The organism is Paeniglutamicibacter sulfureus, from assembly GCF_039535115.1.
GTDB classification, from domain to species: Bacteria; Actinomycetota; Actinomycetes; order Actinomycetales; family Micrococcaceae; genus Paeniglutamicibacter; species Paeniglutamicibacter sulfureus.
On record NZ_BAAAWO010000001.1, the window covers coordinates 1,882,817 to 1,905,635 of the forward strand.

Below are 22,819 nucleotides of genomic sequence, written 5' to 3' on the forward strand. Positions count from 1 at the left end.
CGCGCAGTGGGTGATCGTGACCCCAGTCACGCTCGACTCTTGACATGGATCATGTCAGGAATCATCTGTGCTGACAATAGTTTTCGTTGACTTACATTTCGCACACGAAGGAAATCAACCGTGAGGCGACCCTTCCACAACTGATTCCTTAGGGCTATGCTCATTCTCAAGCAATGTGGCAGGGGCCGCGTCGCGGAGCACGGACACCCGTCTGATCGATCAGGAGGTCGATAGGAAGTGACCCAGTCCCCACCCAACGGAGCATCCAACGGTTTCATCATGGATGAAACCTCCAAGGCCATCATTGAGCAGTTGCAGCAGGACGGTCGCCGTTCCTACGCAGCGATCGGCAAAGCGGTTGGCCTGAGCGAGGCCGCGGTGCGGCAACGGGTCCAGAAACTCGTCGATAGCAAAGTCATGCAGGTGGTTGCGGTCACCGACCCCCTCCAGCTTGGCTTCAAGCGCCAGGCCCTGCTGGGCATTAGGTCCACCGGCGACATCATTGCCACAGCGGATCGGATCGCCGCCCTGCCCGAAGTCGACTACTGCGTTGTGGTGGCCGGTCCTTCGGACATCATTGCCGAAGTCATTTGCGCCAATGATGAGGACCTGCTTCGTATCATCACTGAAATTCGATCCGTGGAAGGGGTACGTGAAACCGAAACGTTCATGTATCTCTCGCTACGCAAACAGGAATATAACTGGGGTACCCGATGAGCATTTCAAGCACCACCGCCAGCACCTCCACCAGCACCTCCACCAGCTCCACGCCCCTGGGAACCGACCGACAATCGGCCGCCCGGGACCACCTGTGGATGCACATGGCTCGCCACTCTCCCTTACAGGGCGGGGCCCGAGTCCCGATCATCACCCGCGGCCAGGGGCACATGCTCTACGACGATGCGGGCAAGAGCTACATCGACGGCCTGGCCGGCCTCTTTGTCGTCAACGCCGGCCACGGGAGGGCCGAGCTGGCCGAGGCCGCGGCCAAGCAGGCGGAGAAACTGGCCTTCATGCCCCTGTGGTCCTATGCGCACGAACCGGCCATCGACCTGGCCGAGCGCCTGGCCAACTACGCACCAGGCGACCTTAACCGCGTCTTTTTCACCACCGGCGGCGGAGAAGCCGTCGAATCGGCATTCAAGTTAGCCAAGCAGTACTTCAAGCTGCAGGGAAAACCGGGAAAGCACAAGGTCATTTCCCGCGCTCTTGCCTACCATGGCACCCCGCAGGGCGCTCTGGCCATCACGTCGTTGCCGGACATGAAGACACCATTCGAGCCGCTGGTGCCCGGGACCTTCCGGGTGCCGAACACCAACTTCTACCGCGCCCCGGAGCAGTTCGCCGACAACGAGAAGGACTTCGGCCTGTGGGCCGCCGAGCGCATCCGCGAGGCGATCGAGTTCGAGGGGGCGGATTCCGTAGCGGCGGTCTTCCTTGAACCGGTGCAGAACTCCGGCGGTTGCTTCCCGCCGCCGCCGGGATACTTCCAGCGGGTGCGCGAAATCTGCGACGAGTACGACGTGTTGTTGGTCTCTGACGAGGTCATCTGTGCCTTCGGCCGCATCGGCTCGATGTTCGCCTGCGATGACTTCGGCTACGTGCCGGACATCATCACCTGCGCCAAGGGCATGACCAGCGGCTACTCTCCGCTGGGTGCCATGATCGCCTCGGAGAAGCTCTTCGAGCCGTTCAAGCACGGGGACACCACGTTCTATCACGGCTACACCTTTGGCGGGCACCCCGTGTCTGCAGCCGTGGCGATGGCGAATTTGGACATCTTCGAGCGCGAGGGCCTGAACCAGCGGGTCAAGGACAATGCCCCGATCTTCAAGTCCACTCTGGAGAGGCTCAAGGACCTGCCGATTGTCGGGGACGTGCGCGGCGCCGGCTACTTCTACGGCATCGAGTTGGTCAAGGACAAGAAGACCAAGGAGACGTTCAATGACGATGAGTCCGAGCGCCTGTTGCGCGGCTTCCTCTCCACCGCACTCTTTGACGCCGGCTTGTATTGCCGCGCCGATGACCGCGGGGACCCCGTCATCCAGTTGGCACCGCCACTGACGGTGGGCCCGCCGGAGTTCGATGCGATGGAGTCGATCCTGCGGTCGGTGTTGACCGAAGCGGAAAACCACTTCTAGAAAGTGCTCGGTCGTCAGCAGGGGCGGGAGTCGATGGGTTTCATCGGCTCCCGCCCCTGCTCTGCTGTGGTGTCCTTTCGCGCCCCTGCTCCGTCCCTGTCGGCGCGAAGGCCGGGCTACTTGAGTTCGATCTCCACGAACACGAACTCGGAGGCCGCGTCGTTGAAGACATTGTGCTCGCTGCCTGCGACCCTGGTGTAGGAAACCCCCGCCTGCAAGGAATTCACGACGACACCGTCCCTTGTCTCCAGGCCCAGCTCACCGGTGGACATCGGTACCACGACGTAGTCTGCGGGATGGACGTGCCAGCCGGTCTCCGTCCCCGGGGCGAAACGCCATTCGGTGACGCGTATGCGCTCATTCTCAATCTGGATGGTGGCAGTGGCAGCAGGACGTGTCATCGTTATCGTTCGCTTTCCATGTTTCGGTACTCGACCAATGTTCGGGTGGAAGCCAGGGGGGCTGCCGCGGTTCGCGGGCGCGTAGCCGGGCAAAGCCGGCAACAGCGCCGCGGCGTGCCTCGCCGCTCTCATTCTGTCTCAATGCCAATAGTCAGGACAAGAAAAATGGCCGGGCCCCGAAATAGGATTCCGATCCTGAGGAAGTAGTCCCGGCAGAGGAAACCGCGTCGTAGGGCAGCCGAACCACGCTTCACTGCCGCCTGGCTCTCGCCTCGTTGGCTGACGTCGCCCACCACCGTGTTGCTGGCCCCAGGACCCGAGGCATCGCCGAAAAAAGTCGGCGATGCGCAAGAAGATGCGCAAGAACAAGACACGCAAGAACAAGTCGACCTTCCCCCACTGCTTTCACGAAGAAGGGCCGGGGAAGTTCATCATGAACTTCCCAGACCCTGAAATCCTTTGCGGATGGAAACTCCGGCCATCGCCGAACACGGCGCTAGCTAGGCTCCGCGTGCCGTTGCAAGCCTGTTCAGCGCCAGTGCACCTACCAGCAACCCGAAATCACGCAGGGCGACGTCGAAGAAGCCCGGCAGCACGAGCAGGTTGACGATGATGCCCAGCAGCCAGAGGGCGACGACCAACGATCCAATCTTGGGGCGCAGCGCGACCAGGATTCCGGCCACGATCTCCACGACACCGACCACGTACATGAACACCTGTGGGCTGACCGGGATGATGTCGGTGGCCAGGGGTGCCAGGTATTGCGTCCAATCGGTGAGGATGTTGGTGAACTTGTCGAGCCCGAAGACGATCGGCGCGACGGTAAAGATGGTTCGCAGGAGCACGAACGCTTGGTGGTTGAGCTTGGCGCTGCGTTCGGTTGCAGCACTCACTGTGTGAGTGGCCATGATGTCGGCCCTTCTTTCTAAAGTGATGATGCCTAATTTTAGAAACGCAATCGTCTCTAAGTCAACAGATACTAGCTTTAGATTTACACTGGAGCCATGAAGTTTCCACCGGGTGATCAAGGGCTCTCGGCCGTGGCCGCATTGGCGGATCCGGTACGCAAGGCAGTGTACGAATTCGTGCGAACCAGTGAGGCAGCCGTGGGGCGGGACGAGTGCGCCGCGGCCCTCGGGTGGCCCCGCAACACTGTGGCCTTCCAGCTGGACAAGTTGGCCGACCAAGGGCTGCTGACCGTGGAGTTCCGCCGGCTTAAGGGAAAGGGCGGCCCGGGTTCCGGACGGCCGGCAAAGCTCTACGCGGCCGCGCATCTGGACGTGGCGGCCAGTGTGCCGCACCGCGAATACGCCCTGGCCGCGGACCTCATGGCAAAGGCCATCGAAAGGGCCGGCACCGAAGACCGGCCGGTCACCACCGTATTGGCGGAGGTCGCCCGGGAGGCCGGACAGGTGATCGGCACCCGCGCAGGCTCATTGACCCAGCTGCTGGCGGATCACGGATACCGCCCGGAGGTCCGCCGAGACGGCTCTGTCGAGCTCCTCGACTGTCCGTTCCACCACCTTTCGGCAAACCACAGGGACACCGTGTGCTCCATGAACCTCGAGCTGCTCACGGCGGTGGTCGACGGGTCCGAAGCACCATACCGGGTCTGCCTTGATCCACCCACGCACCAGCACCACTGCTGCGTGAGGTTGGACCCCCTGGAGTCATAACCGCATTGGAATTCGACGGCTTCATAAAATTTACCTGACCGACACTGCCTCGGGCAAGGACACCGAAGCCCCCCCTATCGGCAACCGATGGCCGCGGCTAGGCTGACATGAATACGTCGGGGCCTGTGAGTCCGCATGGCAGGCCCCTTGTTTTCGACAGGGGAAGCGCCATGAGCATTGACGAAAAACACTCCGGTGAACGCATCGATGAGAAGGCCGCACGGCAGGTGGCCGAGGCCGCACGCGAGCAGGGATGGGATCGGCCCAGCTTCGCCAAGGGCCTGTACATGGGTAATTTCGATTGGAGCCTGATCCACCCCCACCCACAACCCGACCCCGAAGCCTCGGCACGCGGCGCGGCCTTCATGGAGGCCCTGCGCACGGCCGTCAAGGACTTCGACCCGGGCGTCATTGAACGCGAGTCCAGGATCCCCGACGAATACATCAAGGCCCTGCGCGACGTGGGCGCCTTTGGCATGAAGATTCCCACCCAATACGGAGGCCTGGGCCTGGACCTCGCCGACTACGGCCGGGCGCTGATGCTCCTGGGCACCCTGAGTCCAAGCCTCGGCGCGTTGCTCTCGGCCCATCAATCCATTGGGGTTCCGGAACCGGTGAAGATGTTCGGCACCGAGGAACAAAAACGGGCATTCCTCCCCCGTTGCGCCGCCGGAGCGATTTCGGCCTTCCTGCTGACCGAAAACGACGTGGGATCCGACCCGGCCCGACTGGGCACCACCGCAGTCCTCGCGGACGATGGACAAAGCTACCTCATCAATGGTGCCAAGCTCTGGACCACCAACGGGGTGGTTGCAGAGCTGCTGGTGGTCATGGCCGCCGTTCCGGCCCGCCAACTGCCAGACGGAACCACGGCCCGCGGCGGAATCAGCGCCTTCGTGGTCGAAGCGGACTCCCCCGGAATCGTCGTGGAAAACCGCAACGCCTTCATGGGACTGCGCGGCATCGAAAACGGCGTCACCCGCTTCCACGACGTCAGGGTCCCGGCCGCCAACCGCCTGGGAAAGGAGGGAGCCGGGCTGAAGATCGCCCTGAGCACCCTGAACACCGGCCGTCTGTCCATTCCGGCGATGTGCGCAGGTGCCGGGAAATGGTCGTTGAAGATCGCCCGCGAATGGTCCAACGCCCGCATTCAGTGGGGCAGGCCCGTTGGGGGGCACGAGGCCGTCGGCAAGAAAATCGCCTACATTGCCGCCAGCACCTTCGCCCTGGAGTCGGTCTTCGAGCTTTCCGCGGCCCTGGCCGACGCCGGGATGAAGGACGTGCGCATCGAGGCCGCGCTGGCCAAGCTCTTCTCCTCGGAGGTCTCCTACAAGATCGCCGACGAGCTGCTGCAGATCCGCGGCGGACGCGGCTACGAAACCGCAGCCTCGCAGCGGGCCCGCGGGGAACGAGCTGTACCCGTGGAGCAGGCACTGCGGGACCTGCGCATCAACCGCATTTTCGAGGGCTCCACCGAGATCATGCACCTGCTCATCGCCCGCGAGGCCGTCGACGCGCACCTCAAGGCCGCCGGCGCACTTGCCGACAAGGACTCGGACCTGCAGGCGAAAGCCAAGGCCGCCATGGGCGCCTCCGGCTTCTACGCGAAGTGGCTGCCGACCCTCGCCGTGGGGTCGGGGTTGCTTCCCAACTCCTATGCGGAGCACGGAAGGCTTGCCAAGTACCTGCGCTTCATCGAGCGGGCCTCACGCCGCCTGGCCCGGCACACCTTCGCCGGCATGGCCAAGTGGCAGGCGGGGATGGAACAGCACCAGGCGTTCCTGGGAAGGGTCGTTGATGTGGGGGCTGAGCTCTTTGCCATGGCGGCCTGCATTTCCCGGGTCGAGCTCATGCGAACGCGGGACCCGGCCAACGCGGCCTCGGCCGAGCTGCTGGCCCTGGCGTTCTGCGAACAGGCCGAGCACCGCTGCGAGGCCCTATTCCGGGACCTGTGGGCCAACAGCGACAAGACCGATCGGAAACTGTCCAAGAAGGTGCTCGCCGGGGACTTCACCTGGTTGGAAAAAGGCATCCTCGATCCCTCGGAGGGCACCGGCGAATGGATCGCTCCCTGGTCCACCGAGACGTTGCCGGACCGGAGGCGCCCCTACGGCGTCTAGCCGAGATCGAGGACCAGGCGTTGGCCCCTGCACCGTGACACGCAGATCATCATGGTGTCCCCGGCCTCGCGTTCCCCATCCGAGAGCAGGGAATCGCGGTGGTCGATCTCCCCGGAGATCACCGGGGTCTCGCAGGTGCCGCAGATCCCCTCGCGGCAGGAGTTCAGCGGGCTCATGCCGGCATTTTCCAGGGCCTGCAGGATGCTCACACCGACCGGGACGCTGACCTCGGTTCCGTCGGTGCCCTGGACCGTGAATTCGTGGTCCCCCTGGTGCGGCGACACGGCCGCGCCAGCCGTCTCGGGATCCGCGGCAAAGCGCTCGAAGTGCAGGCGGGACGGATCCTGCCAGGACCCGGCCAGCGATTCGACCACCTTCAGCAGGGGCCCGGGACCGCAGGTGTACACGTGGAAACCGGCGGCAGGATCGTCCAGCAAGTCGGCCAGCGGATAAAAGCCGCTCTCGTCGTCCGCGTGGATGTCCACCTTGTCCCCGTACACCGCCAGCTCGTCCAGGAAGGCCATGTTCGCCCGGCTGCGGCCCAGGTACACCAGCTTCCAGGGCACTCCCGCCGCGGCGGCGGCCCGCACCATGGGCAGGATCGGGGTGATGCCTATCCCTCCGGCCAGGAACACGTACTCCCCCGCTTGGGCCAGGACGAAGTTGTTCTTGGGCCCGCGCACCTGGATCTTGGTGCCGGGGCGCAGTTCGTCATGCACATAGGCCGAACCGCCGCGCCCCGCGGGTTCGCGCAGCACCGCCAGACGCCAGGATTCCCGCACCCCGGGATTCGAGCAGAGGGAATACTGTCGGATCAATCCATTGGGGAGCATCACGTCAAGGTGTGCCCCGGCGCTCCATTCGGGCAGCTCCTGCCCCAACGGGTGGCGTAGCTCCAGGGACATGACGCCGTCGGACTCTCTGGTGATGCGGTGGACGACGGTTTCGATAAATTCCAGGGTCGACATGGCTGTGTGCCCTTTCGAGGATGACTGGATGAATGGATGGATGTCTCAGAGGACCGAGGCCAGGAAGGCGCGGGTGCGTTCGTGCTGCGGGTTGCCGATGACGTCCTTGGCAGGGCCCGACTCGACCACGTGCCCGTTGTCCATGAACACCACGCGGTCCGCGACATCGCGGGCGAAGTTCATTTCGTGGGTCACCACGACCATGGTCATGCCGGTGGCGGCCAGGTCTTTCATGACCTTGAGGACCTCGCCGACCAGCTCCGGGTCCAGGGCGCTGGTGGGCTCGTCGAAGAGCATCACCTTCGGCTTCATGCACAGCGCACGGGCGATCGCCACGCGCTGCTGTTGCCCGCCCGAGAGCTGGCGCGGGTAGGCCTTCGCCTTGTCGGCCAGACCCACCGAATCCAGCAGCACCATGGCCCGATTGGACGCCGCGGCACGACTTTCCTTGAGCACCAGACGCGGGGCCTCGATGAGGTTCTCCAGCACGGTCATGTGCGGGAAGAGGTTGAAGTGCTGGAAGACCATCCCGATTTCCGTGCGGGATCGGCAAACCTTCGCATGCGGCTGTTCGTGCAGCTTGCTGCCCTTGATGTCATAGCCCATGACCTTCCCGTCCACCCACATGCGCCCGCCCTCGATGGATTCCAGGTGGTTCATGCAACGCAGCAGCGTGGACTTGCCCGAGCCCGAGGGCCCGATCAGGCACACGACCTCCCCGCGGGCCACTTGCAGGTCGATGCCCTTGAGCACCTCCAGTTGGCCGTAGCTCTTGCGGACAGCATCGGCCTTGATCATCGGTTCCGGCGCCGTGGCCGTGACGGCGGTTTCCATGGTGGTCGCACTCATTTCCTGGCTCCCTTGCCGGTCAGCGGGTCGTGGACCCGCACGAAGCGTTTGAGTTGTTGCCACGGGGTCGGCGGCAGGCTGCGCTGCCCGCCCTTGGCGTAGTGGCGCTCCAGGTAGAACTGCCCGACGCTCAGGATGGAGGTGACCACGATGTACCAGATGCTGGCCACCATGAGCAGCGGGATGGTCTCGAAGTTCCGCGCGTAGATGACCTGCGCGGAGTAGAGCAGCTCGGGAACCGAGATCACCGAGACCAGCGCTGTGGTCTTGAGCATGCCGATGGTTTCGTTGCCGGTGGGCGGGATGATCACCCGCATTGCCTGGGGCAGGATGATCCGCCGCATGGTCTGCAGCCGGTTGATGCCCAGGGCGCCTGCGGCCTCCGACTGGCCGTGCTCCACCGAGAGGATGCCGGCCCGCACGATCTCGGACATGTATGCCGCTTGGTTCAGGCCCAGGCCCAGGATCGCGGCGGTGAGCGGGGTGATGATCGCGTTCGCATCCAGGTCCACCCCGGGGATGCCGAAGGTGATCGAGGGATAGAGCGCGGCCAGGTTGTACCAAAAGAGCAGCTGGACAAGCACCGGGGTGCCGCGGAAGAAGTTCACGTAGGCGAAGGCCGCGGTGCGCACCACCGGGTTCGCCGAGATCCGCATGACGGCCAGCACCACCCCCAGAACGATGCCGATGAGCATGCAGATGGCGGTCAGTTCCAGGGTGATGCCGATGCCGCGCACGATGGAGACGTCTCGGATGTACATCCCTACGGTTTCCCACCCGAAATTCGGGTTGGTGACCACCGAGCGGGCAAGTAGCAATCCCAGGAACAGGATCACTGCGGCGGATAGCCATCGCCCCGGGTGCCGGGCCTTGACGATGGAGTATTCGTCACCCAACGCCGCGGTCTTCTTGGGTTCGGTCATGAGGGTCATGGCGTGGACCTTCCGCTACTTCAGCACGACGTCGGCGACGGTGATTTCGGTGCTTTCCGGCAGCCCCCACTTGGTGTTGATCTCTTGGTAGGCCGGGGATTCAAGTACAGCGGTAGTGGCGGCCTGGATGGCCGGCAGCAATTCACTCTTCTTGCCCAACGCCGTGCCTGTCAGCTCGGGCTCGTAGTCCGGGCCGGCGGCGACCTCGAACTTCCCGCCCGCAAGCTTTCCCTGGTAGGCCAGGGACACCGAGTCGGCCATGACGCCCTGGACCCGGCCCGAGGTCAGTGCAAGATTCGCGTCGTTCTGCGTGGGGAAGAACTGCATGTCGATCGCCGCGTCCCCGGCCTTGGTGCACGACTTGGAGAACGCCGGCAGGATGTCCAGGGATTGGATCGAGCCCTTCTGCGCGGCGATCGCTTTGCCGCACAGGGAGGCCGCGTCCACGCTCAGCCCCTGCGGGTTGCCCGGGGCCACGGCCAGGCCGGTTCCGCCCTGCAGGTAGGGAACGAAGTCCACGACCTTGCGGCGTTCCTCCGTCACGCTGAAAGTGGACATGCCCAGGTCGTACTTGCCGGAGGCCAGGCCCGGAAGGATGGTGTCGAAGGTCGCCGGTACGTGTTCGACCTCCAGGCCGAGGACCGCACCGATGGCATCGCCCATGTCGGCGTCCCACCCGATCAGGGTTTTGTTGTCGGTGTCGTAGAACTCGAACGGCGGGTAGGTCGGGTCAGAGGCGATGCGCAGCACGCCCGCCTCGCGGATCTCCTCCGGCAGCAGGGCGCGGGCGGCATCGTTGACGCCCAGTGCCGCGGTGGAGGCCGAACCCGACGCCGGGGCACCGGCACCTTGGGGTGCTTCGGCCTGCGAGACCGTGGTGCAACCGGTGGCGGCAAGGGCAATGAAAAGTCCGCCTGCGAACAGACGTGCGGTGTTTTTCTTCAACATGGCGAGTCGTTCCTTCATGGGTTTCCGTGCGGAAAGGGGCACGGGTCGGGTGAGGATCACTTGATGGTGGAGATGTCGATCGGTGGAGCGATGTACAGCAGGTGGGAGCCGGCCGTGACCAGGGTGGGACGGCGAAGGATTGCGACAACGCCGGAGGCTCGGGCGGCAAAGCTGCGCGGGGGCCTGTCCAGTTCGTCGATGAAGTGCACGCGCGCCACGTCCTGGCCGGCGCTCACGGTGTCCCCCAGTCCGACCAGCGGCTCAAAGAGCCCCGCCACGGTGGAGGTCACCGGGGATTCGGGAACCAGTTCCAGCCATTGCGGTTCGCCGGCAGGTTCCGCCGGCGCCGAACTTGCCCCGAGGATCCCCAGCGCGGCCAGCAGTGCCGGCATTCCACGGCGCATGGCTTGAAGCGCGGAACGGTCCACAGTCCCGCCGCCGCAGAGTTCGGTGGAAATGGTGGGGATTCCGGCGAGGTCACCGGCGCTGGAAAGCGAGCCGGGTTCCATCAGCGGTGCAACCACCATGGCATAGGGAAGCCCCAATTGGCGCACCGCCCGCAGCTTCTGGCGCCACAGCGACTCGTCCGGGCCGCGGTAGATGAAGCTCGATGGCAGGTAGGTCGAGTTCGACCCGCCCGAGTGCAGGTCGATCACGAAGTCGGCGCGCGGCAGCAGGTGCCCGGCGATCAGCGCCGCCACCTGGTCGGTGGGGCCGCCGGCCGGGTTGCCCGGGTAGCTGCGGTTGAGGTTTCCGGCGTCGATGGGCGATACTCGGGCAGCGGCGCGCACAGCCGGGGAGTTTGCCGCTGGCACCACGATCACGGTGCCGTTCAGCTGCCCGGGTTCCAGCTCGCGGATCAATTCGTGGGCCAGGATCTGCCCCTCGTACTCGTCCCCGTGGGTGCCGGCCACGACCAGGGCAACCGGCCCGGGCCCGGAGGAGATGACAGCGACGGGCACCGGGATGATGGAGCCGTCGTGCACATTGTCGGAATGCACCACGTGCCCGTAACCCAGCTGCTTGCCGGTGGCGGAGAAGTCGATCCCGGTTAACACCGCCGCCGCCGTGGCCTCGCGGGTTGCCGCGGCGCTCACGGGACCCACCTCAGTGCCGCGGCGCGGCGCGGGGCCAGCATCGTGACCGAGACGCGGGCGTCGGGATTGGTGAGCGAAAGGCGCAGCGATTCGTGCTCCTCCCCCTCCACGATGAACACGTCGCCGGGGTTCAGCCAGCGTTCCCACGGTCCGTCGACCGCGGAGATGAGTACCTGTCCGTGCAGCGAGGTCACCACCATCTGGTGCCCGGAGGGGCGTTCAACGACCCCGGTGTGCCCTTCGGCGAAGACGGAGGTCTGCACCCCGATGTAGTCGGGGTCCGCGTCGATGAGCACCTCGGACCCGGTGGCGTGCTCGGCCAGCCGCGCGGTCCAGCGCCATGGGTCCCCGCGCTCGCCGGTGTCCGGGCAAGCGGCCAGCGTGCGCGTTCCGGCGTCGGCGCCCCAGTAGTCGTCGAGCGAATCGGCTCGTACCAGCAACCACATGGCGGCTAGGCCCTGGCACCGGCGACGGGCCGGGCCGTGTCGGAGGCCTGCTCGCGCTTGATCAGCGTGGAAAGGATGCGCCGGGCCTTGGCCACGCCGCCGTCCTGGGCGATGAGCACGTCGAATTCGCCGGCCGGGCGGGACTGCATGCCGATCTCCTGGGCCTCCAGGGCGTCGGCGTCCTCCTGCAGCACGGTGTTCAGGCCCACCCGCAGGTCTTCGGTGGCCTGCGCGTCGTCGACGGCGAAGTTGCGGCTGAAGGCGTAGTAGTACCAGGAGTTGCGCTCGTCGATGGGGGTGATGCCATTGAGCACCTTGATGAGGTAGCCCTCCGCGCGGGGCTTGCCCTCGCCGGTGATCCCGGAGTGCAGCACGTGCAGGTTGGGCACGAAGAACTCGGTGCAGTGGAAGCGGTCGAAGAGACCGCGGGCGTCCATGGTGTCGGCGTACAGCGGCGGGGCCTCCACAGACGGCATCAGCCGGTCGACGCTGACCACCGAGCCCTCGACCTCGACGGTGATGCCGTGCTCGTAGATGTAGTCGTCGCCCACGGTGGTCTTGTGCAGGAACGACTCGTGGGTCAGGTCCAGCAGGTTGTCGTGTATCAGCCCGGCGCGGCATTTGAAATGGAAGGAGTGGGTGACGGTGGCCCACTCGGGGTCGGTCATCCAGTGCGTGTCCGGCACGTCCGCCGGGTTGGCCAGCTCCGCATCGCCCATCCAGGCCCAGATCCAGCCGTCTTTTTCCACCAGCGGGTACTTGCGGACCTTGGCACGCTCGGGGATGGTGCTTTGCGCCGGGACCTTGGTGCACATGCCGTCTTCCCCATAGGTGAAGCCGTGGTAGCCGCATTCGATGGAATCCCCGATGGTGCGGCCCTCCGAGAGCGGGAAGGCGCGGTGCGCGCAGCGGTCGGCCAGGGCCACGGGCGTTCCGTTCTGGGTGCGGAAGAGCACCAGCGGCTGCTCGCAGATCACCCGCTTTACCGGCTTGCGGTCGACCTCGTTGCTCCAGGCCGCCACGTACCAGGTGTTCAAGACATACATGTTTTTTCCTTTGTCGGGAGATGGAACGCGATGAATTGTATTCACCGTATACAGTGGATACAGATGGGTCAAGGGTTTTTTGTGACCCGCACCACCAGCGCCTCGTCGGAGAACGAAAACCGCACGCTAGACTGCTGGGAACCGCGAGGAAACATTTTCAGGGAGACGCATGGCTACGGGAGTCCACGACGCACGGCCATTGGCGGTACGCGTCCACGAACAAATCGCGTCCGAAATCGTCAGCGGCGCGCTGAAGCCAGGGACCGCCCTGGTCCAGGAACAGGTTGCCGCCCAATACGGCGTCTCCCGCACCCCGGTGCGCGACGCGCTGGCCCAGGTCGCGATGGAGGGCCTGGCCACGCTGGTGCCCGGGAGCGGCTACGTGGTCAACGACCTCACGGCCCAGGACGTGCAGAACGTCTTCGAGGTGCGTTACCACCTGGAACAACTGGCGATGTCACAGGCCATCGGCAAGCACTCCCCTGCACAACTGGTGCGGCTGCGGGCGCTCATCGACGAATTCGAGACGGTGGAACCCACCGACGCGGAGGAACAGTTCCGCCTCGGTAAGGAATTCCACCTCAGGCTCATCGACCCCTGCCCCAACCAATACCTGCGCGAGACCCTGGGGAGCATCTGGGGACACCCGATCCAGCGGCGGATCACCCGCGCCTACCAGCTGGGGCCCGAGCACCAAGCCTCCATTGCGCAGGCGCACCGGGACATCCTGGCGGCGCTCCCCGCCGGTGACCTGGAAACGATCATCCGGGTCCTGGGCTACTGCCACGACGCCGGCGACATCGACCCGCAGGCCCTGCCCTCGCGCGGGTGAGTCAGGCAAGTCTAGGAGCGGGCCGGTGCTATCCGCCTGCTCCGGAACGGCGAATCCGCAGGATCTCGTCTTGGTAGGCAAGGTACAGATTGGCAATGAGCCCTACATCGTTCAGGTTCCCGCCCAGGATCTCGCCGACTTTTTTGATCCGGTAACGGACGGTGTTGGGGTGGACGTAGAGCCAAGCCGCAACTCGGGCAACGTCCTGGTCCATGGCCAGGTATCCCTGGATGGTTTCCACCAGTTCCTTCTCATGCCGCAGCGGCTGGACGTATCGGGTAAGCCGCTTGCGGTCGGACGGGCTCTTGAGACGTGCCAAGAACCAGCTAGCGGGATCAACCTCATCCATCCGCACCAGACTTCCATGCGTCCCGGCATCGCCGACGGCGCACCGCCGAGCTATGCTCGCGGCAAGTTCGGCATCCTGGAATTGCTCGGGAACCTGCGCCAGCGACCCCAAGGGCTCACTCAAACCGATCATCAAGCCTTTCGCACCGGACGCCAGCCACTGTTCACTTGCCTTGGAATCGGGAAGTAGTGCGTGGAACCCCGGGGGGACCTCCGGCGTCTTTCCGTTCTCTGCAAAGAGAAGGGGCACGCCCATACGCTCCGCAGATTCAATCAGCGCGTCTACCCTCCCCCGCGACAGCAGTTCATCTCCAAGGGTGCTGGCCACCACCGAACGGACAGGCTCGAAGCCCTTGAACCCATAGGGCTTCAACAGTTCCCAGTAGCGCAGTTCGCGGGAGACACCGATGCCGTCCTGCAAACTGGTGAGCAATTGGGCGTTTTCATGCCGTTGTCTCGAGGTGTCCAGGTGACTGATGCCTTTGATGGCCCCGAGCATCCGCTGGGTGGTTTCAAGCAGGACATCGCCGAGGTCGTCAAGCATCGATCCCTGACGCGTGGCAATGGCCAAATGGTAGCCCCGGCCACGCAAGACCATGGAACGGTACATGACCTCCCAGCGACCAATGGCTATTCGGTCAAAGTGGGACGAGCCGCCATTGATTGCCGCGAATATGAGGTTGGTTGGCCCGTCACCCGTCGATTCGACGATGGCGCCCGAATCCTCGTAGAGCACGGCAGTCCCTCGGCAAGCGGTGCCCAGACGAGCAATTAGAGACTTGATCGGGGTGTCTGAAGCGACGCTATCGAGCAGGTCATTGGTCAGCCACATCATGCGTTTGATTCCATAACCGTCAGGAACCGACGCGTTTTGGTTGATGTAGTTTTCTACGTGCCGAAATGGGATTTCCGGTGCAACCGCCACGAGCGGAAATCCCGCCTCGGCACAGCATCGGCGCAACGCGTCGGGAACAGACTGAAAATACACGCCTACACCGAAAAACAAGGCAGCCACCTTAGCTCGACGCAGCGAGGCCACCAGTTCCCGGAAAGCCGCTTCTGTATTCGCCTCGTCTAGGAATCGCATGCCGGTGGTCAGCATGATGTTTCCCGGTTCCAACCAGCGGGCCGGATCATGTATTTCCGAACTATGTGCACCACTGATTTCGGGATCGAGGGATCCGGAAACAACGAGTTCCAAGCCGAGAGACTTATTTTTCAGAACTTCATTTAAGCAAAGCACGGTGGTTCACCTTCACTCGATTCGTTCATGATTTGGTGGCCTTGAATCCCAAAATCGCCCCGTGACACATGTGCATTTGTAGAAATCACAATAATAGTGGCAGTGGCCTTGGAGTTCCGCTAGTGACAGAGATGCGCGTCACATTGCATGGTTGGGGAAGCAAAAACCTCGAACTCAGCAAGGAGCGCATGATGGCCAATTTACGAGTCGCCGTAGACGTCGGAGGTACCTTCACCGATGTCTGCATCTTCGATGAAGAGACCCAGGAAATGCGGGTCACGAAGGTCCCTTCCACTCCGCACGACCCCATGCTAGCCGTGATGGGAGGCGTCGAACGAGCCAAAATCAATCTGGCCGATGTCTCCTTGTTCTCCCACGGAACCACCGTAGCTACAAACGCACTCATCACCCGCAAGTTCCCGGCCGCGGCCATGATCACCACCCAGGGTTTCCGCGATGTCATTGAAATTCGCGACGGCACCAAGGACGATCTTTGGGATGCTTACAACGACGTTTCTGGTCCCTACATTCGCCGCCGTGACCGCTTCGAGGTCGCTGAGCGCATCGATTTCTCCGGAAAGGTCGTCACCCCGCTGGACGAGGTCGAGGCCCGCCGCCTCGCAGCTCTGTTGCGCAAGCGAGGAACCACAACAATTGCCGTGTGCTTCATCAATTCCTACGCGAACCCCGCCAACGAAATTCGGATGCGCGAAATTCTCCAGGAAGAGCTTCCCGGGGCCACGGTCTCCGCCTCGGCCGAGATCCTGCCCGAAATCTTTGAACACGACCGATTCAACACCGCTGTGTCGAATGCAGTACTTGCCCCCTTGGTGACCGGTTATGTAGACCGGCTGGCCGCACAACTCAAGGACGGCGGATACACCGGGGATTTGCTCCTGCTCCACTCCGGTGGCGGGTCAATGACCCCGCGGATGGTCAAGCGCTACCCCGTGAGACTGGCAGCCTCCGGTATTGCCGCCGGAGCGATCGCAGCCAAGCATGTGGCCCAACAATGCGGCTTCGAAGATGCCGTTGGACTGGATATGGGTGGTACCTCCACCGATATTTGTCTGGTATCTGGCGGCGAATTGCGTATCACCAAGGAGTGGCAGGTCGAATACGGGCATCCGATTGTCTTCCCATCGATCGAGGTCCTGACGATTGGGGCCGGTGGCGGGTCACTGGCCCACATCGATATCGCCGGCGCACTGCGCAACGGACCGCAGTCGGCAGGTGCTGCTCCGGGTCCCGCCTGCTACAACTCCGGCGGCGACCAGCCCACCAACTGCGACGCGAATGTGGCGTTGAACCGTCTCGGAACGTCGTTGGCAGGCGGCGCCAAGACTCTGGACCGCACGCTTTCCCTCGAGGCCATTAAGCGCGTCATTGCCGAGCCCCTGGACATGGAATTGGCCGAGGCGGCATATGCCATCCTGCAGGTCGCCAACGCCAACATGGCCGATGCGGTGCGCCTGATCTCGATCCGCCGCGGCTACGACCCACGCGACTTCGCACTCATTGCCTTTGGCGGTGCCGGTGCACTACACGGTGCCGAAGTGGCCCGTGAACTGAACATCCCCACCGTCGTGGTCCCGGCCAATCCCGGTGTCACCTCCGCCCTGGGCTGTCTACTGGTTGACATACGGCATGACCTCTCGGCTATGTTTAGCGGATTGGCTTCCGAGACCGATCCAGGCGAGATCGAAGTCCGGTTTAAGACACTAGAAAAGGAGGCTTCCTCGCGCCTGCGCCATGAAGGGGTGAACGACGAGAATGCCGTGCTGAAGCGCGAGATTTCCATGCGATACGCAGGTCAGTGGCGATCACTGTCAGTGCCCATCGGTACGGGGCGCGGCGCCCTGGAAACGGCGATAGAAACCTTCCATCAGGAACACGAACGTGAGTTCGCGTTCCGGCAGGACGATCAGCCGGTCGAGATCTACCAGTTGCTGCTTAGCGCCATCGGCAAAACACCGAAGCCTGCCTTCATCCCGGCCACCGAGCTGAACGCCGATCCGGGGGAACCTGTCTCCACCCGCGAGGTCTACTTCGGCAACACCGGCTGGTTGTCCACTCCCGTCTACGACCGCCGCCGTCTCCCGGCCGGTGCCACGTTCTCCGGTCCGGCGATCATTGACCAGCTCGATTCCACCACCGTGGTTCCCCCGCGAACGACCGCCGAAATCGACGGCTGGGGCAATATCCGCATCCACCTTCACGATCTTCCCTCAAGCAAGGAGTCTTAGTCATGACCGATACACTCGTTGCCCCAGACGCCCTGGCAACCTCTCCGACACGTCCATCACTGGATCCGGTCACCTTTGAGGTGCTGAAGAACGCGTTCGCCACGTCGGTTGACTTGATGAGCGAACAAATCCTGCGGACCTGCTACTCGTTCGTCATCTATTCGCGTGATTTCTCTTCCGCCCTATGCGATGCGTCCGGAAACACCGTGATGCAGGGTTCCGGTGACATTGCGGTGCATGTGGGCACCTTGCATTTCCAGTGCAAGGCCGTCATCGAGGAGTTTGGCACCGACATCCACCCCGACGACGTTTTCGCCATCAACGACCCGTACCGCGGCGGTACCCACTTCAACGATGTTTCGTTCATCCGCCCCATTTTCGCTGACGGCGAGGTCATTGCCTTTGCCCAGAACAAGGGCCACTGGGCCGACATCGGTGGCAATGTCCCCGGCTCTTTCGACGTAAACGCCAAGGAACATTTCGGCGAGGGCTTGCGCATCACACCGGTGAGGATCTGGTCCAAGGGCGTGTTCCTGCACGACGTCGCCCAACTGCTGGTATCCAACACCCGCGCGCCGCGGCAGGCCATGGGCGATCTGCACGCCCAGTCCGAGGCCACCGCAGTCTGCGAGCGCGAGGTACATCGCTTGGTCGGCAAGTACTCCAAGGACACAGTGCTCGCGGCCATGCAGGAAACGCAGGACTACGTGAAGCGGACCGTGTTGCGACAGCTGGAGTCCCTTCCCCAAGGTGAATGGGAAACCACCGACTACATCGACGTGGATCCGGGCAAAGGCGAAGGTCTCGTGCCAATCAAGATCAAGCTCAAACTTGACGGGAACGGCATCCATTATGACCTCTCCGGATCAGCTCCAGCGGTGGCAACGTTCCTCAACTCCGGCTACGGCACCACCCACTCGGCCATCTACGCCGGCACCAAAACCTTCTTCCCTGATGTGCCGCTGAATTCAGGCTTCTATGCCGCGGTCCAAGCAGAGATCGGCCCGGAGGGTACGGTGGTCAACGCCGGATGGCCGTTCGCGGTCACCGGGTTCTGCTCCGGCCCTTACGAGAAGATCATGAACGGGATCTTCGAGCTGTGGAGCCAGATCATGCCGGAACGCGCCATGGCGTGCGCGTTCAATCTCGAATACCTGTTGGTAGGCGGCAAGGACGCGCGGACCCCGAAGAACGAGTACTTCATGTGGTACGACTGGATGGCCGGCGGCTGGGGCGGACGTGCCACCAAGGATGGTTCTAGCGCTACGGCTCCGGTGTTCGGCCCGGGCCTAGCCGTGCAACCGGTCGAGGGGCAAGAACGACTCTCCCCTGTCTTGACGACCCGGCACGAGATCGCCATGGACTCGGCCGGCCCCGGCCGCTATCGTGGCGGCCTGGGAATCGAAAAGGGCGGGATGCTTACCGATGCCTTCGACACCGTCATGAGCTATTGCTGCGACCGTGCCCGCTCCATCACCTGGGGCATCGAAGGCGGCTTGCCCTCAATACCGCACGGAGTCTGGCTGAACAAGGGCACCGCGGAGGAACGCTACCTCGGTTCCAATTTCTCCTCCGTTCCCGTGCAGTCGGGCGATACCTTCACACGCCCCTCCGCCGGAGGCGGCGGATTCGGCGACCCGTTACTACGCACCCCCGGCGAAGTTCGGGAGGACGTCATTGACCAGTATGTCTCGATCGATCGAGCAGCCAAGGACTACGGAGTGGTGATCCGCGAGATCGATGCAGAGCTCGACGAGTTCGAGATCGACGAGGCCGCCACGACGACGCTGCGGGCACAGATCCGCGCCGCGCGGAACGGATGGCTTACCGAGGATCCGCATGTTGTCGCGGAAAACTACCGCAATGGCACCACGGACATGCTCGATGTCATTCGGAGGCACGGCGTCATCCTGGACTGGGGCACCGGCGAGCTATTTGAAAACACCACGGCTGAGTACCGGCAGCTGATGGCGCGCCGCTCTTCCTCACACTGGGTCTAGCCACTTGCATGCACACGTGCCAGGAGTGCGGAACGCCTGCCGATTCGTTCACTCCTGGCCCGGCACCGCGCCCAAGGGCCATCTGATTTCCAGGGGGGTACCGCCAGCAAAGATGCGGGCGGTACCGCCCCCGGAAAATAGAACGGGAACTCGATAGGCTCCCGTTCCGACCGCTAACGAGCGGCATTTGTTCGACATGCTTCGCCGGGCACCGACCAGTGCTCGGTCGAAATTGCACCTTATTCCTTGTCACACTCGCCTGGCACCAAGCACGCACGGGTTCGACCCGATGCCCTGCCGTGCCCGTTTTTCAGGAGAAGTCTCGTGTCAACACAATCAACGGCTGAGAATACGGTCCCAGAAAACAGGAAGATGAGCGCGGGCTCACTCTCTATGGCTTGGTACGGCCTGGTCTCGGCCATGTTCTTCATCTACATCGGCGCCTCACTGGCCCAGGCCTACGGCACCATCGATACCCTCATAGGGCTGTCCATCACGATCGTCATCTACGGCGCCATCAACCGGGTCCTGGCCGGATATGCTTTGAAGCATTCCTTAACCGTTGCCCAGTTCTCCCGCACCCTGCTCGGCAGCAAGGGCGCATTACTGGCCACACTGGTCTTTGCCGCCACCGCCATCTACTACGCAGTCTTCGAGGGCGCCATCCTCGGCTACGCCTTCCAGGCCCAGTTCGGCGGACCCATCCAGCTTTGGTACGCATTGGTGGTGCTGTACACGATTCCGCTCATCGCCGGTGGCATCCAACGCTGGCTGGACAAGATCAACGGCTGGCTGCTTCCCATCTACTGGGGCGGGCTAATCACCGCGGTCGTTTGGGCGTCCATTGCCCATCCTAACGGCAGTGCCTGGCTCACCCACTCAGCAGGTTCGCTGTCGCTCGTTGCTGGCGGGCCCGGCTGGCTGGCCACCTGCGCCGCCTTCATGGGCGTGTGGATCCTGATGATGTACACCATGGACTTCGCTGCACTTGGGCGCGCAAAGGACGTGAAGTTCCACCAGCGTTACACTTTCGGCTGGCTCTTCTACACCCTGGCCTTTGGCGTCAACTCACTGATCGGCATCTACCTCACCTTCACTATTCCCGGCGCGGAGGCCACCGAGACCGGTGTTGCTGGCGCCTTGGTCCAGCTCATGGGCCCGCTGGGCCTGCTGGTGATCTTCGTGTCCCAAACCCGCATCAACACCGCGAACTATGCGCTGGGTATTGCCAACCTTCGTGAATTCGGAGAGCGAGCCCTGCGCCTGAGGTTGCCGTCGCTGGCTTGGGTCGGGATCGGTGCGCTTATTATCTACCTGTTGATGCTGCTGCCGGTCGTCAAGTACCTCTTGTTGGCCCTGTCATGGCAGGGGGCGCTGGTCACCGGCTGGGTGGCGATCGCGCTGGTACACATCTTCGTCCAGGAACGGCGCGGCGGCATCGTGCCGGACGGGTCGCTTCCGGACTCTGCATTCCCTGCGCTCAACCGAGCCGGGGTCGCTGCGTGGGTCATCTCGGCCGTTGCCGGAATCACGCTTATCCAGTCCGGCAGCGCGTGGGGCTCGAACATCGGCTCGCTGGCCACCCCGATACTGGCGGCACTGATTTATGCGGCACTGATTCGCGTTTCCCAGGCACGAATAGGCGATTCCACGGCGAAACTCGTCAAGCACTAAAGTCCTGCCACTTACTCAACGCAGTGCAGCCGGTGTACGGAGCCCTCGTCGGTTCCGTGCACCGGCCCCACGTCACCCGTCCCAGTGGCCCGTTGCGCGCCGCAGGCACCCGGTCTAGGTCCGGCCCAACCCGCGCCAAAGCAAGGCCACGTGCAAAGAGGTCCGCGACTCGGCGTCATCCAGGCTGACGCCTAGCTTGTCCTCCAGCTTTTCGAGCCGGGCGTAGAGCGCCGGCCGACTCAGGAATCCGGTGCGGGCCAGGGCGGACTTGTTGCCGCCGTGTTTGAGATACAGCCCGAGCAACTCGAGTGCGGGCTCGTCCAGCGGGTCCAGGATCCCGGCCAGCTCGGCCTCGGCAAAGGCCTTCAGGCGCGCGTCGTCATGCATCAGCGCGAGCAGCCCGCGCAGCCGCACGTCGGCAAAGCGGTAGAAGGGCCGGGCACGGGTGTCAAGGGTTGCCACGGTCTCGGCGACCTGGACCGCTTCTTCCAATCCACGGGCCGCATCCTTCACGCTTTTTCGCCCGCGCCCCACGCCCACCGACCATTCGACGGATTGCTGGCCTTGGGCCAGCTGCCGGCAGATTCGTTCCAGCAGCGGCTCCTCGAGTAGCCTGGCACCCACGCCCAGCACCATGCCGACTTGGCCGCTCTGCAGGCTGGCGGACAGCGAGGTTGCCCGGGCCGATTCCACGACGTCGTTGAGTGCGTCCAGCAGTGCACGTTCGCGCAATTGCACGCCGGTTGGCGTTTGCCCCCGGCGGTCATCAAGGCGGAAAACGACCGGGACGTAGTGTGGGGACTCCGCAAGGCCCAGCGCGCCGGCACGGATCATCACTTCGTCCGCGCCCAGGGCATGGGGCTGGCGCAGCTCGTGCAGCAGTCCCGCGCGGGCCTGGTGCAGTAGCTCCTTTTGGTCCCGCCCGGCCAATCGGGCAATGGACAGCGTCTGCCCCGCGCGCTCGAGCACCATGGCAGCGTCCTCGTCGTTGCCCAGCTGCCCGGGAACCACCAACCGCCCCCAACGTTGGCCCTGGATTCCGACCGGGGTCTGCAGCCAGCTTTCCTCCCCCGTTCCGCGCCCCGTGGCCTCCAGATAACCGACCCGGCGCGAGCGTTCGGGCCAGTGCGCCAGCAGCCCGGCATCCGGTTGCGGACCGGCGTCGAACCCCAGGACCAGGTGCGCCACGTCCTCCAGCACCACCGGGGCGCCGATGAGTTCGGCGGCCCGGGACACGATCCCTTCCTCCGTCGCGTTCTGCAGGCTCAACGCGGTGAACACCTCGTGGATCATCCGGGAGCGTTCCAGGGCGGCAAGCTGGTCCGAGACCAGCATGCGGTGAACCACCTCGGTGATCTCGACAAAGCGCACCCTTCGCCGCAACAGGATGACCGGGAAGTCGCCTTGCCCTGCAACCCGACGCAGCTCGGAGATGGAGGCATGTTGTTCCACGGCCGCCCCGGCGACCAGCTCGACAATGAGTCCCGAGGCTCCCGCTGCCTGAACTTGTGAGACAAAGCCGGCCACTCCGGACCCCGCTTCGCCGAAGGCCAGCCCGGTGGTCAGCACCAGCTCCCCACCGGAAAGCAATTCGGCCAGATCGGGGGTTTCGGCCACGTGCACCCACCGCACGGGGTTTGTCAGCAAGGCCGCACCCCCGAGCACCTCCGGCTCCCCCGCCAAAACAGCAGGCAGCTCGAGGATTCGGGCAATGCTGAGGGTACCGGCGACGGCAGGTTTTCGGGGACTCTCGAGGGCACTCATGGACAAAGTGTATGGCTTTGGCCCCAAGGTATTACAGGTTGACAGTTTCAACAGTGTGTCCCGGGCTACACAATGGATTCAGCAGACC

General features: G+C 63.7%; 19 protein-coding genes. 8 read left to right on the plus strand and 11 right to left on the minus strand.

Features of this window, described 5'->3' with window-relative positions; genetic code table 11:
- The first annotated feature begins 279 nt into the window (after positions 1-279).
- Together ABD687_RS08620 and ABD687_RS08625 are read left to right on the plus strand one after the other, a co-directional pair.
- A complete protein-coding gene (locus tag ABD687_RS08620; protein ID WP_071213195.1) occupies positions 280-717 on the plus strand; it encodes an Lrp/AsnC family transcriptional regulator in 438 nt (145 codons plus the stop codon).
- Complete coding sequence (locus tag ABD687_RS08625) at positions 714-2,141, plus strand: aspartate aminotransferase family protein (RefSeq protein ID WP_302264850.1); 1,428 nt, start codon at positions 714-716, stop codon at positions 2,139-2,141. Before ABD687_RS08620 ends, ABD687_RS08625 begins: the two co-directional genes overlap by 4 nt.
- 116 nt (positions 2,142-2,257) lie before the next feature.
- Here the strand turns inward: ABD687_RS08625 and ABD687_RS08630 are convergent, their stop codons facing one another.
- On the minus strand, positions 2,258-2,542 hold the full coding sequence (locus tag ABD687_RS08630; RefSeq protein WP_302264848.1) for a cupin domain-containing protein: 285 nt from the start codon (positions 2,540-2,542) through the stop codon (positions 2,258-2,260).
- 500 nt (positions 2,543-3,042) lie between these two features.
- The gene (locus tag ABD687_RS08635; protein ID WP_302264846.1) at positions 3,043-3,450 is read right to left on the minus strand and encodes a DoxX family membrane protein; all 408 of its coding nucleotides are present in this window, start codon (positions 3,448-3,450) and stop codon (positions 3,043-3,045) included.
- 96 nt (positions 3,451-3,546) lie between these two features.
- Here ABD687_RS08635 and ABD687_RS08640 point away from each other — a divergent pair, with 96 nt between their 5' ends.
- Positions 3,547-4,218 carry a helix-turn-helix transcriptional regulator gene (locus ABD687_RS08640; RefSeq protein ID WP_302264844.1) on the plus strand — a complete coding sequence of 224 codons (672 nt, stop codon included), beginning with the start codon at positions 3,547-3,549 and terminating at the stop codon, positions 4,216-4,218.
- A gap of 170 nt (positions 4,219-4,388) precedes the next feature.
- Positions 4,389-6,338, plus strand: coding sequence for an acyl-CoA dehydrogenase family protein (locus tag ABD687_RS08645; RefSeq protein ID WP_310292088.1), 1,950 nt, complete (start codon positions 4,389-4,391; stop codon positions 6,336-6,338).
- On the opposite strand, the gene ABD687_RS08650 is transcribed toward ABD687_RS08645, so the two are convergent.
- The 7 genes from ABD687_RS08650 to ABD687_RS08680 are packed head-to-tail and all read right to left on the minus strand — an operon-like array spanning position 6,335 to position 12,624.
- The gene (locus tag ABD687_RS08650) at positions 6,335-7,306 is read right to left on the minus strand and encodes a PDR/VanB family oxidoreductase (RefSeq protein ID WP_310292086.1); all 972 of its coding nucleotides are present in this window, start codon (positions 7,304-7,306) and stop codon (positions 6,335-6,337) included. The genes ABD687_RS08645 and ABD687_RS08650 overlap by 4 nt on opposite strands.
- A 45-nt stretch (positions 7,307-7,351) precedes the next feature.
- Positions 7,352-8,155, minus strand: coding sequence for an amino acid ABC transporter ATP-binding protein (locus ABD687_RS08655; RefSeq protein ID WP_310292084.1), 804 nt, complete (start codon positions 8,153-8,155; stop codon positions 7,352-7,354).
- Positions 8,152-9,087 (minus strand): amino acid ABC transporter permease, encoded by a 936-nt coding sequence (locus tag ABD687_RS08660; protein ID WP_302264838.1) that lies wholly within the window; start codon positions 9,085-9,087, stop codon positions 8,152-8,154. Before ABD687_RS08660 ends, ABD687_RS08655 begins: the two co-directional genes overlap by 4 nt.
- A 15-nt stretch (positions 9,088-9,102) precedes the next feature.
- Complete coding sequence (locus ABD687_RS08665; protein WP_310292082.1) at positions 9,103-10,035, minus strand: ABC transporter substrate-binding protein; 933 nt, start codon at positions 10,033-10,035, stop codon at positions 9,103-9,105.
- 56 nt (positions 10,036-10,091) lie between these two features.
- The gene (locus ABD687_RS08670; RefSeq protein ID WP_310292081.1) at positions 10,092-11,132 is read right to left on the minus strand and encodes a succinylglutamate desuccinylase/aspartoacylase family protein; all 1,041 of its coding nucleotides are present in this window, start codon (positions 11,130-11,132) and stop codon (positions 10,092-10,094) included.
- Entirely contained in the window at positions 11,129-11,578 is a 450-nt protein-coding gene (locus ABD687_RS08675) for a hypothetical protein (RefSeq protein WP_310292078.1), read from the minus strand. Before ABD687_RS08675 ends, ABD687_RS08670 begins: the two co-directional genes overlap by 4 nt.
- Positions 11,579-11,583: 5 nt before the next feature.
- On the minus strand, positions 11,584-12,624 hold the full coding sequence (locus tag ABD687_RS08680) for a Rieske 2Fe-2S domain-containing protein (protein ID WP_310292076.1): 1,041 nt from the start codon (positions 12,622-12,624) through the stop codon (positions 11,584-11,586).
- Between the two features lie 169 nt (positions 12,625-12,793).
- Between ABD687_RS08680 and ABD687_RS08685 the strand changes: the two genes are divergently transcribed.
- Positions 12,794-13,456: a GntR family transcriptional regulator gene (locus ABD687_RS08685; RefSeq protein WP_302264832.1), complete on the plus strand. Its 663-nt coding sequence runs from the start codon at positions 12,794-12,796 to the stop codon at positions 13,454-13,456.
- A 28-nt stretch (positions 13,457-13,484) separates the two neighbouring features.
- On the opposite strand, the gene ABD687_RS08690 is transcribed toward ABD687_RS08685, so the two are convergent.
- Complete coding sequence (locus tag ABD687_RS08690) at positions 13,485-15,047, minus strand: PucR family transcriptional regulator (RefSeq protein WP_310292074.1); 1,563 nt, start codon at positions 15,045-15,047, stop codon at positions 13,485-13,487.
- 191 nt (positions 15,048-15,238) lie between these two features.
- On the opposite strand from ABD687_RS08690, the gene ABD687_RS08695 reads away from it, so the two are divergent.
- The 3 genes from ABD687_RS08695 (at position 15,239) to ABD687_RS08705 (ending at position 20,967) form a co-directional block, all read left to right on the plus strand.
- A complete protein-coding gene (locus ABD687_RS08695; RefSeq protein ID WP_310292072.1) occupies positions 15,239-17,293 on the plus strand; it encodes a hydantoinase/oxoprolinase family protein in 2,055 nt (684 codons plus the stop codon).
- Positions 17,294-17,295: 2 nt separating this feature from the next.
- The gene (locus ABD687_RS08700; RefSeq protein WP_310292070.1) at positions 17,296-19,293 is read left to right on the plus strand and encodes a hydantoinase B/oxoprolinase family protein; all 1,998 of its coding nucleotides are present in this window, start codon (positions 17,296-17,298) and stop codon (positions 19,291-19,293) included.
- Positions 19,294-19,665: 372 nt separating this feature from the next.
- A complete protein-coding gene (locus tag ABD687_RS08705) occupies positions 19,666-20,967 on the plus strand; it encodes a purine-cytosine permease family protein (RefSeq protein WP_302264825.1) in 1,302 nt (433 codons plus the stop codon).
- A 114-nt stretch (positions 20,968-21,081) separates the two neighbouring features.
- Here ABD687_RS08705 and ABD687_RS08710 read toward each other — a convergent pair whose 3' ends face one another.
- The gene (locus tag ABD687_RS08710) at positions 21,082-22,731 is read right to left on the minus strand and encodes a PucR family transcriptional regulator (RefSeq protein ID WP_302264824.1); all 1,650 of its coding nucleotides are present in this window, start codon (positions 22,729-22,731) and stop codon (positions 21,082-21,084) included.
- Positions 22,732-22,819 lie beyond the last annotated feature (88 nt).

What these genes read in the sequence shown, in the direction of transcription:
- ABD687_RS08630 (WP_302264848.1), bottom strand. Translation starts at nt 2,542, where the DNA reads ATGACACGTCCTGCTGCCACTGCCACCATCCAGATTGAGAATGAGCGC.
- ABD687_RS08635 (WP_302264846.1), bottom strand. Translation starts at nt 3,450, where the DNA reads ATGGCCACTCACACAGTGAGTGCTGCAACCGAACGCAGCGCCAAGCTC.
- ABD687_RS08645 (WP_310292088.1), top strand. Translation starts at nt 4,389, where the DNA reads ATGAGCATTGACGAAAAACACTCCGGTGAACGCATCGATGAGAAGGCC.
- ABD687_RS08705 (WP_302264825.1), top strand. Translation starts at nt 19,666, where the DNA reads ATGAGCGCGGGCTCACTCTCTATGGCTTGGTACGGCCTGGTCTCGGCC.
- ABD687_RS08660 (WP_302264838.1), bottom strand. Translation starts at nt 9,087, where the DNA reads ATGACCCTCATGACCGAACCCAAGAAGACCGCGGCGTTGGGTGACGAA.
- ABD687_RS08675 (WP_310292078.1), bottom strand. Translation starts at nt 11,578, where the DNA reads ATGTGGTTGCTGGTACGAGCCGATTCGCTCGACGACTACTGGGGCGCC.
- ABD687_RS08640 (WP_302264844.1), top strand. Translation starts at nt 3,547, where the DNA reads ATGAAGTTTCCACCGGGTGATCAAGGGCTCTCGGCCGTGGCCGCATTG.
- ABD687_RS08620 (WP_071213195.1), top strand. Translation starts at nt 280, where the DNA reads ATGGATGAAACCTCCAAGGCCATCATTGAGCAGTTGCAGCAGGACGGT.
- ABD687_RS08685 (WP_302264832.1), top strand. Translation starts at nt 12,794, where the DNA reads ATGGCTACGGGAGTCCACGACGCACGGCCATTGGCGGTACGCGTCCAC.
- ABD687_RS08700 (WP_310292070.1), top strand. Translation starts at nt 17,296, where the DNA reads ATGACCGATACACTCGTTGCCCCAGACGCCCTGGCAACCTCTCCGACA.
- ABD687_RS08650 (WP_310292086.1), bottom strand. Translation starts at nt 7,306, where the DNA reads ATGTCGACCCTGGAATTTATCGAAACCGTCGTCCACCGCATCACCAGA.
- ABD687_RS08665 (WP_310292082.1), bottom strand. Translation starts at nt 10,035, where the DNA reads ATGTTGAAGAAAAACACCGCACGTCTGTTCGCAGGCGGACTTTTCATT.
- ABD687_RS08710 (WP_302264824.1), bottom strand. Translation starts at nt 22,731, where the DNA reads ATGAGTGCCCTCGAGAGTCCCCGAAAACCTGCCGTCGCCGGTACCCTC.
- ABD687_RS08625 (WP_302264850.1), top strand. Translation starts at nt 714, where the DNA reads ATGAGCATTTCAAGCACCACCGCCAGCACCTCCACCAGCACCTCCACC.
- ABD687_RS08655 (WP_310292084.1), bottom strand. Translation starts at nt 8,155, where the DNA reads ATGAGTGCGACCACCATGGAAACCGCCGTCACGGCCACGGCGCCGGAA.
- ABD687_RS08680 (WP_310292076.1), bottom strand. Translation starts at nt 12,624, where the DNA reads ATGTATGTCTTGAACACCTGGTACGTGGCGGCCTGGAGCAACGAGGTC.
- ABD687_RS08695 (WP_310292072.1), top strand. Translation starts at nt 15,239, where the DNA reads ATGGCCAATTTACGAGTCGCCGTAGACGTCGGAGGTACCTTCACCGAT.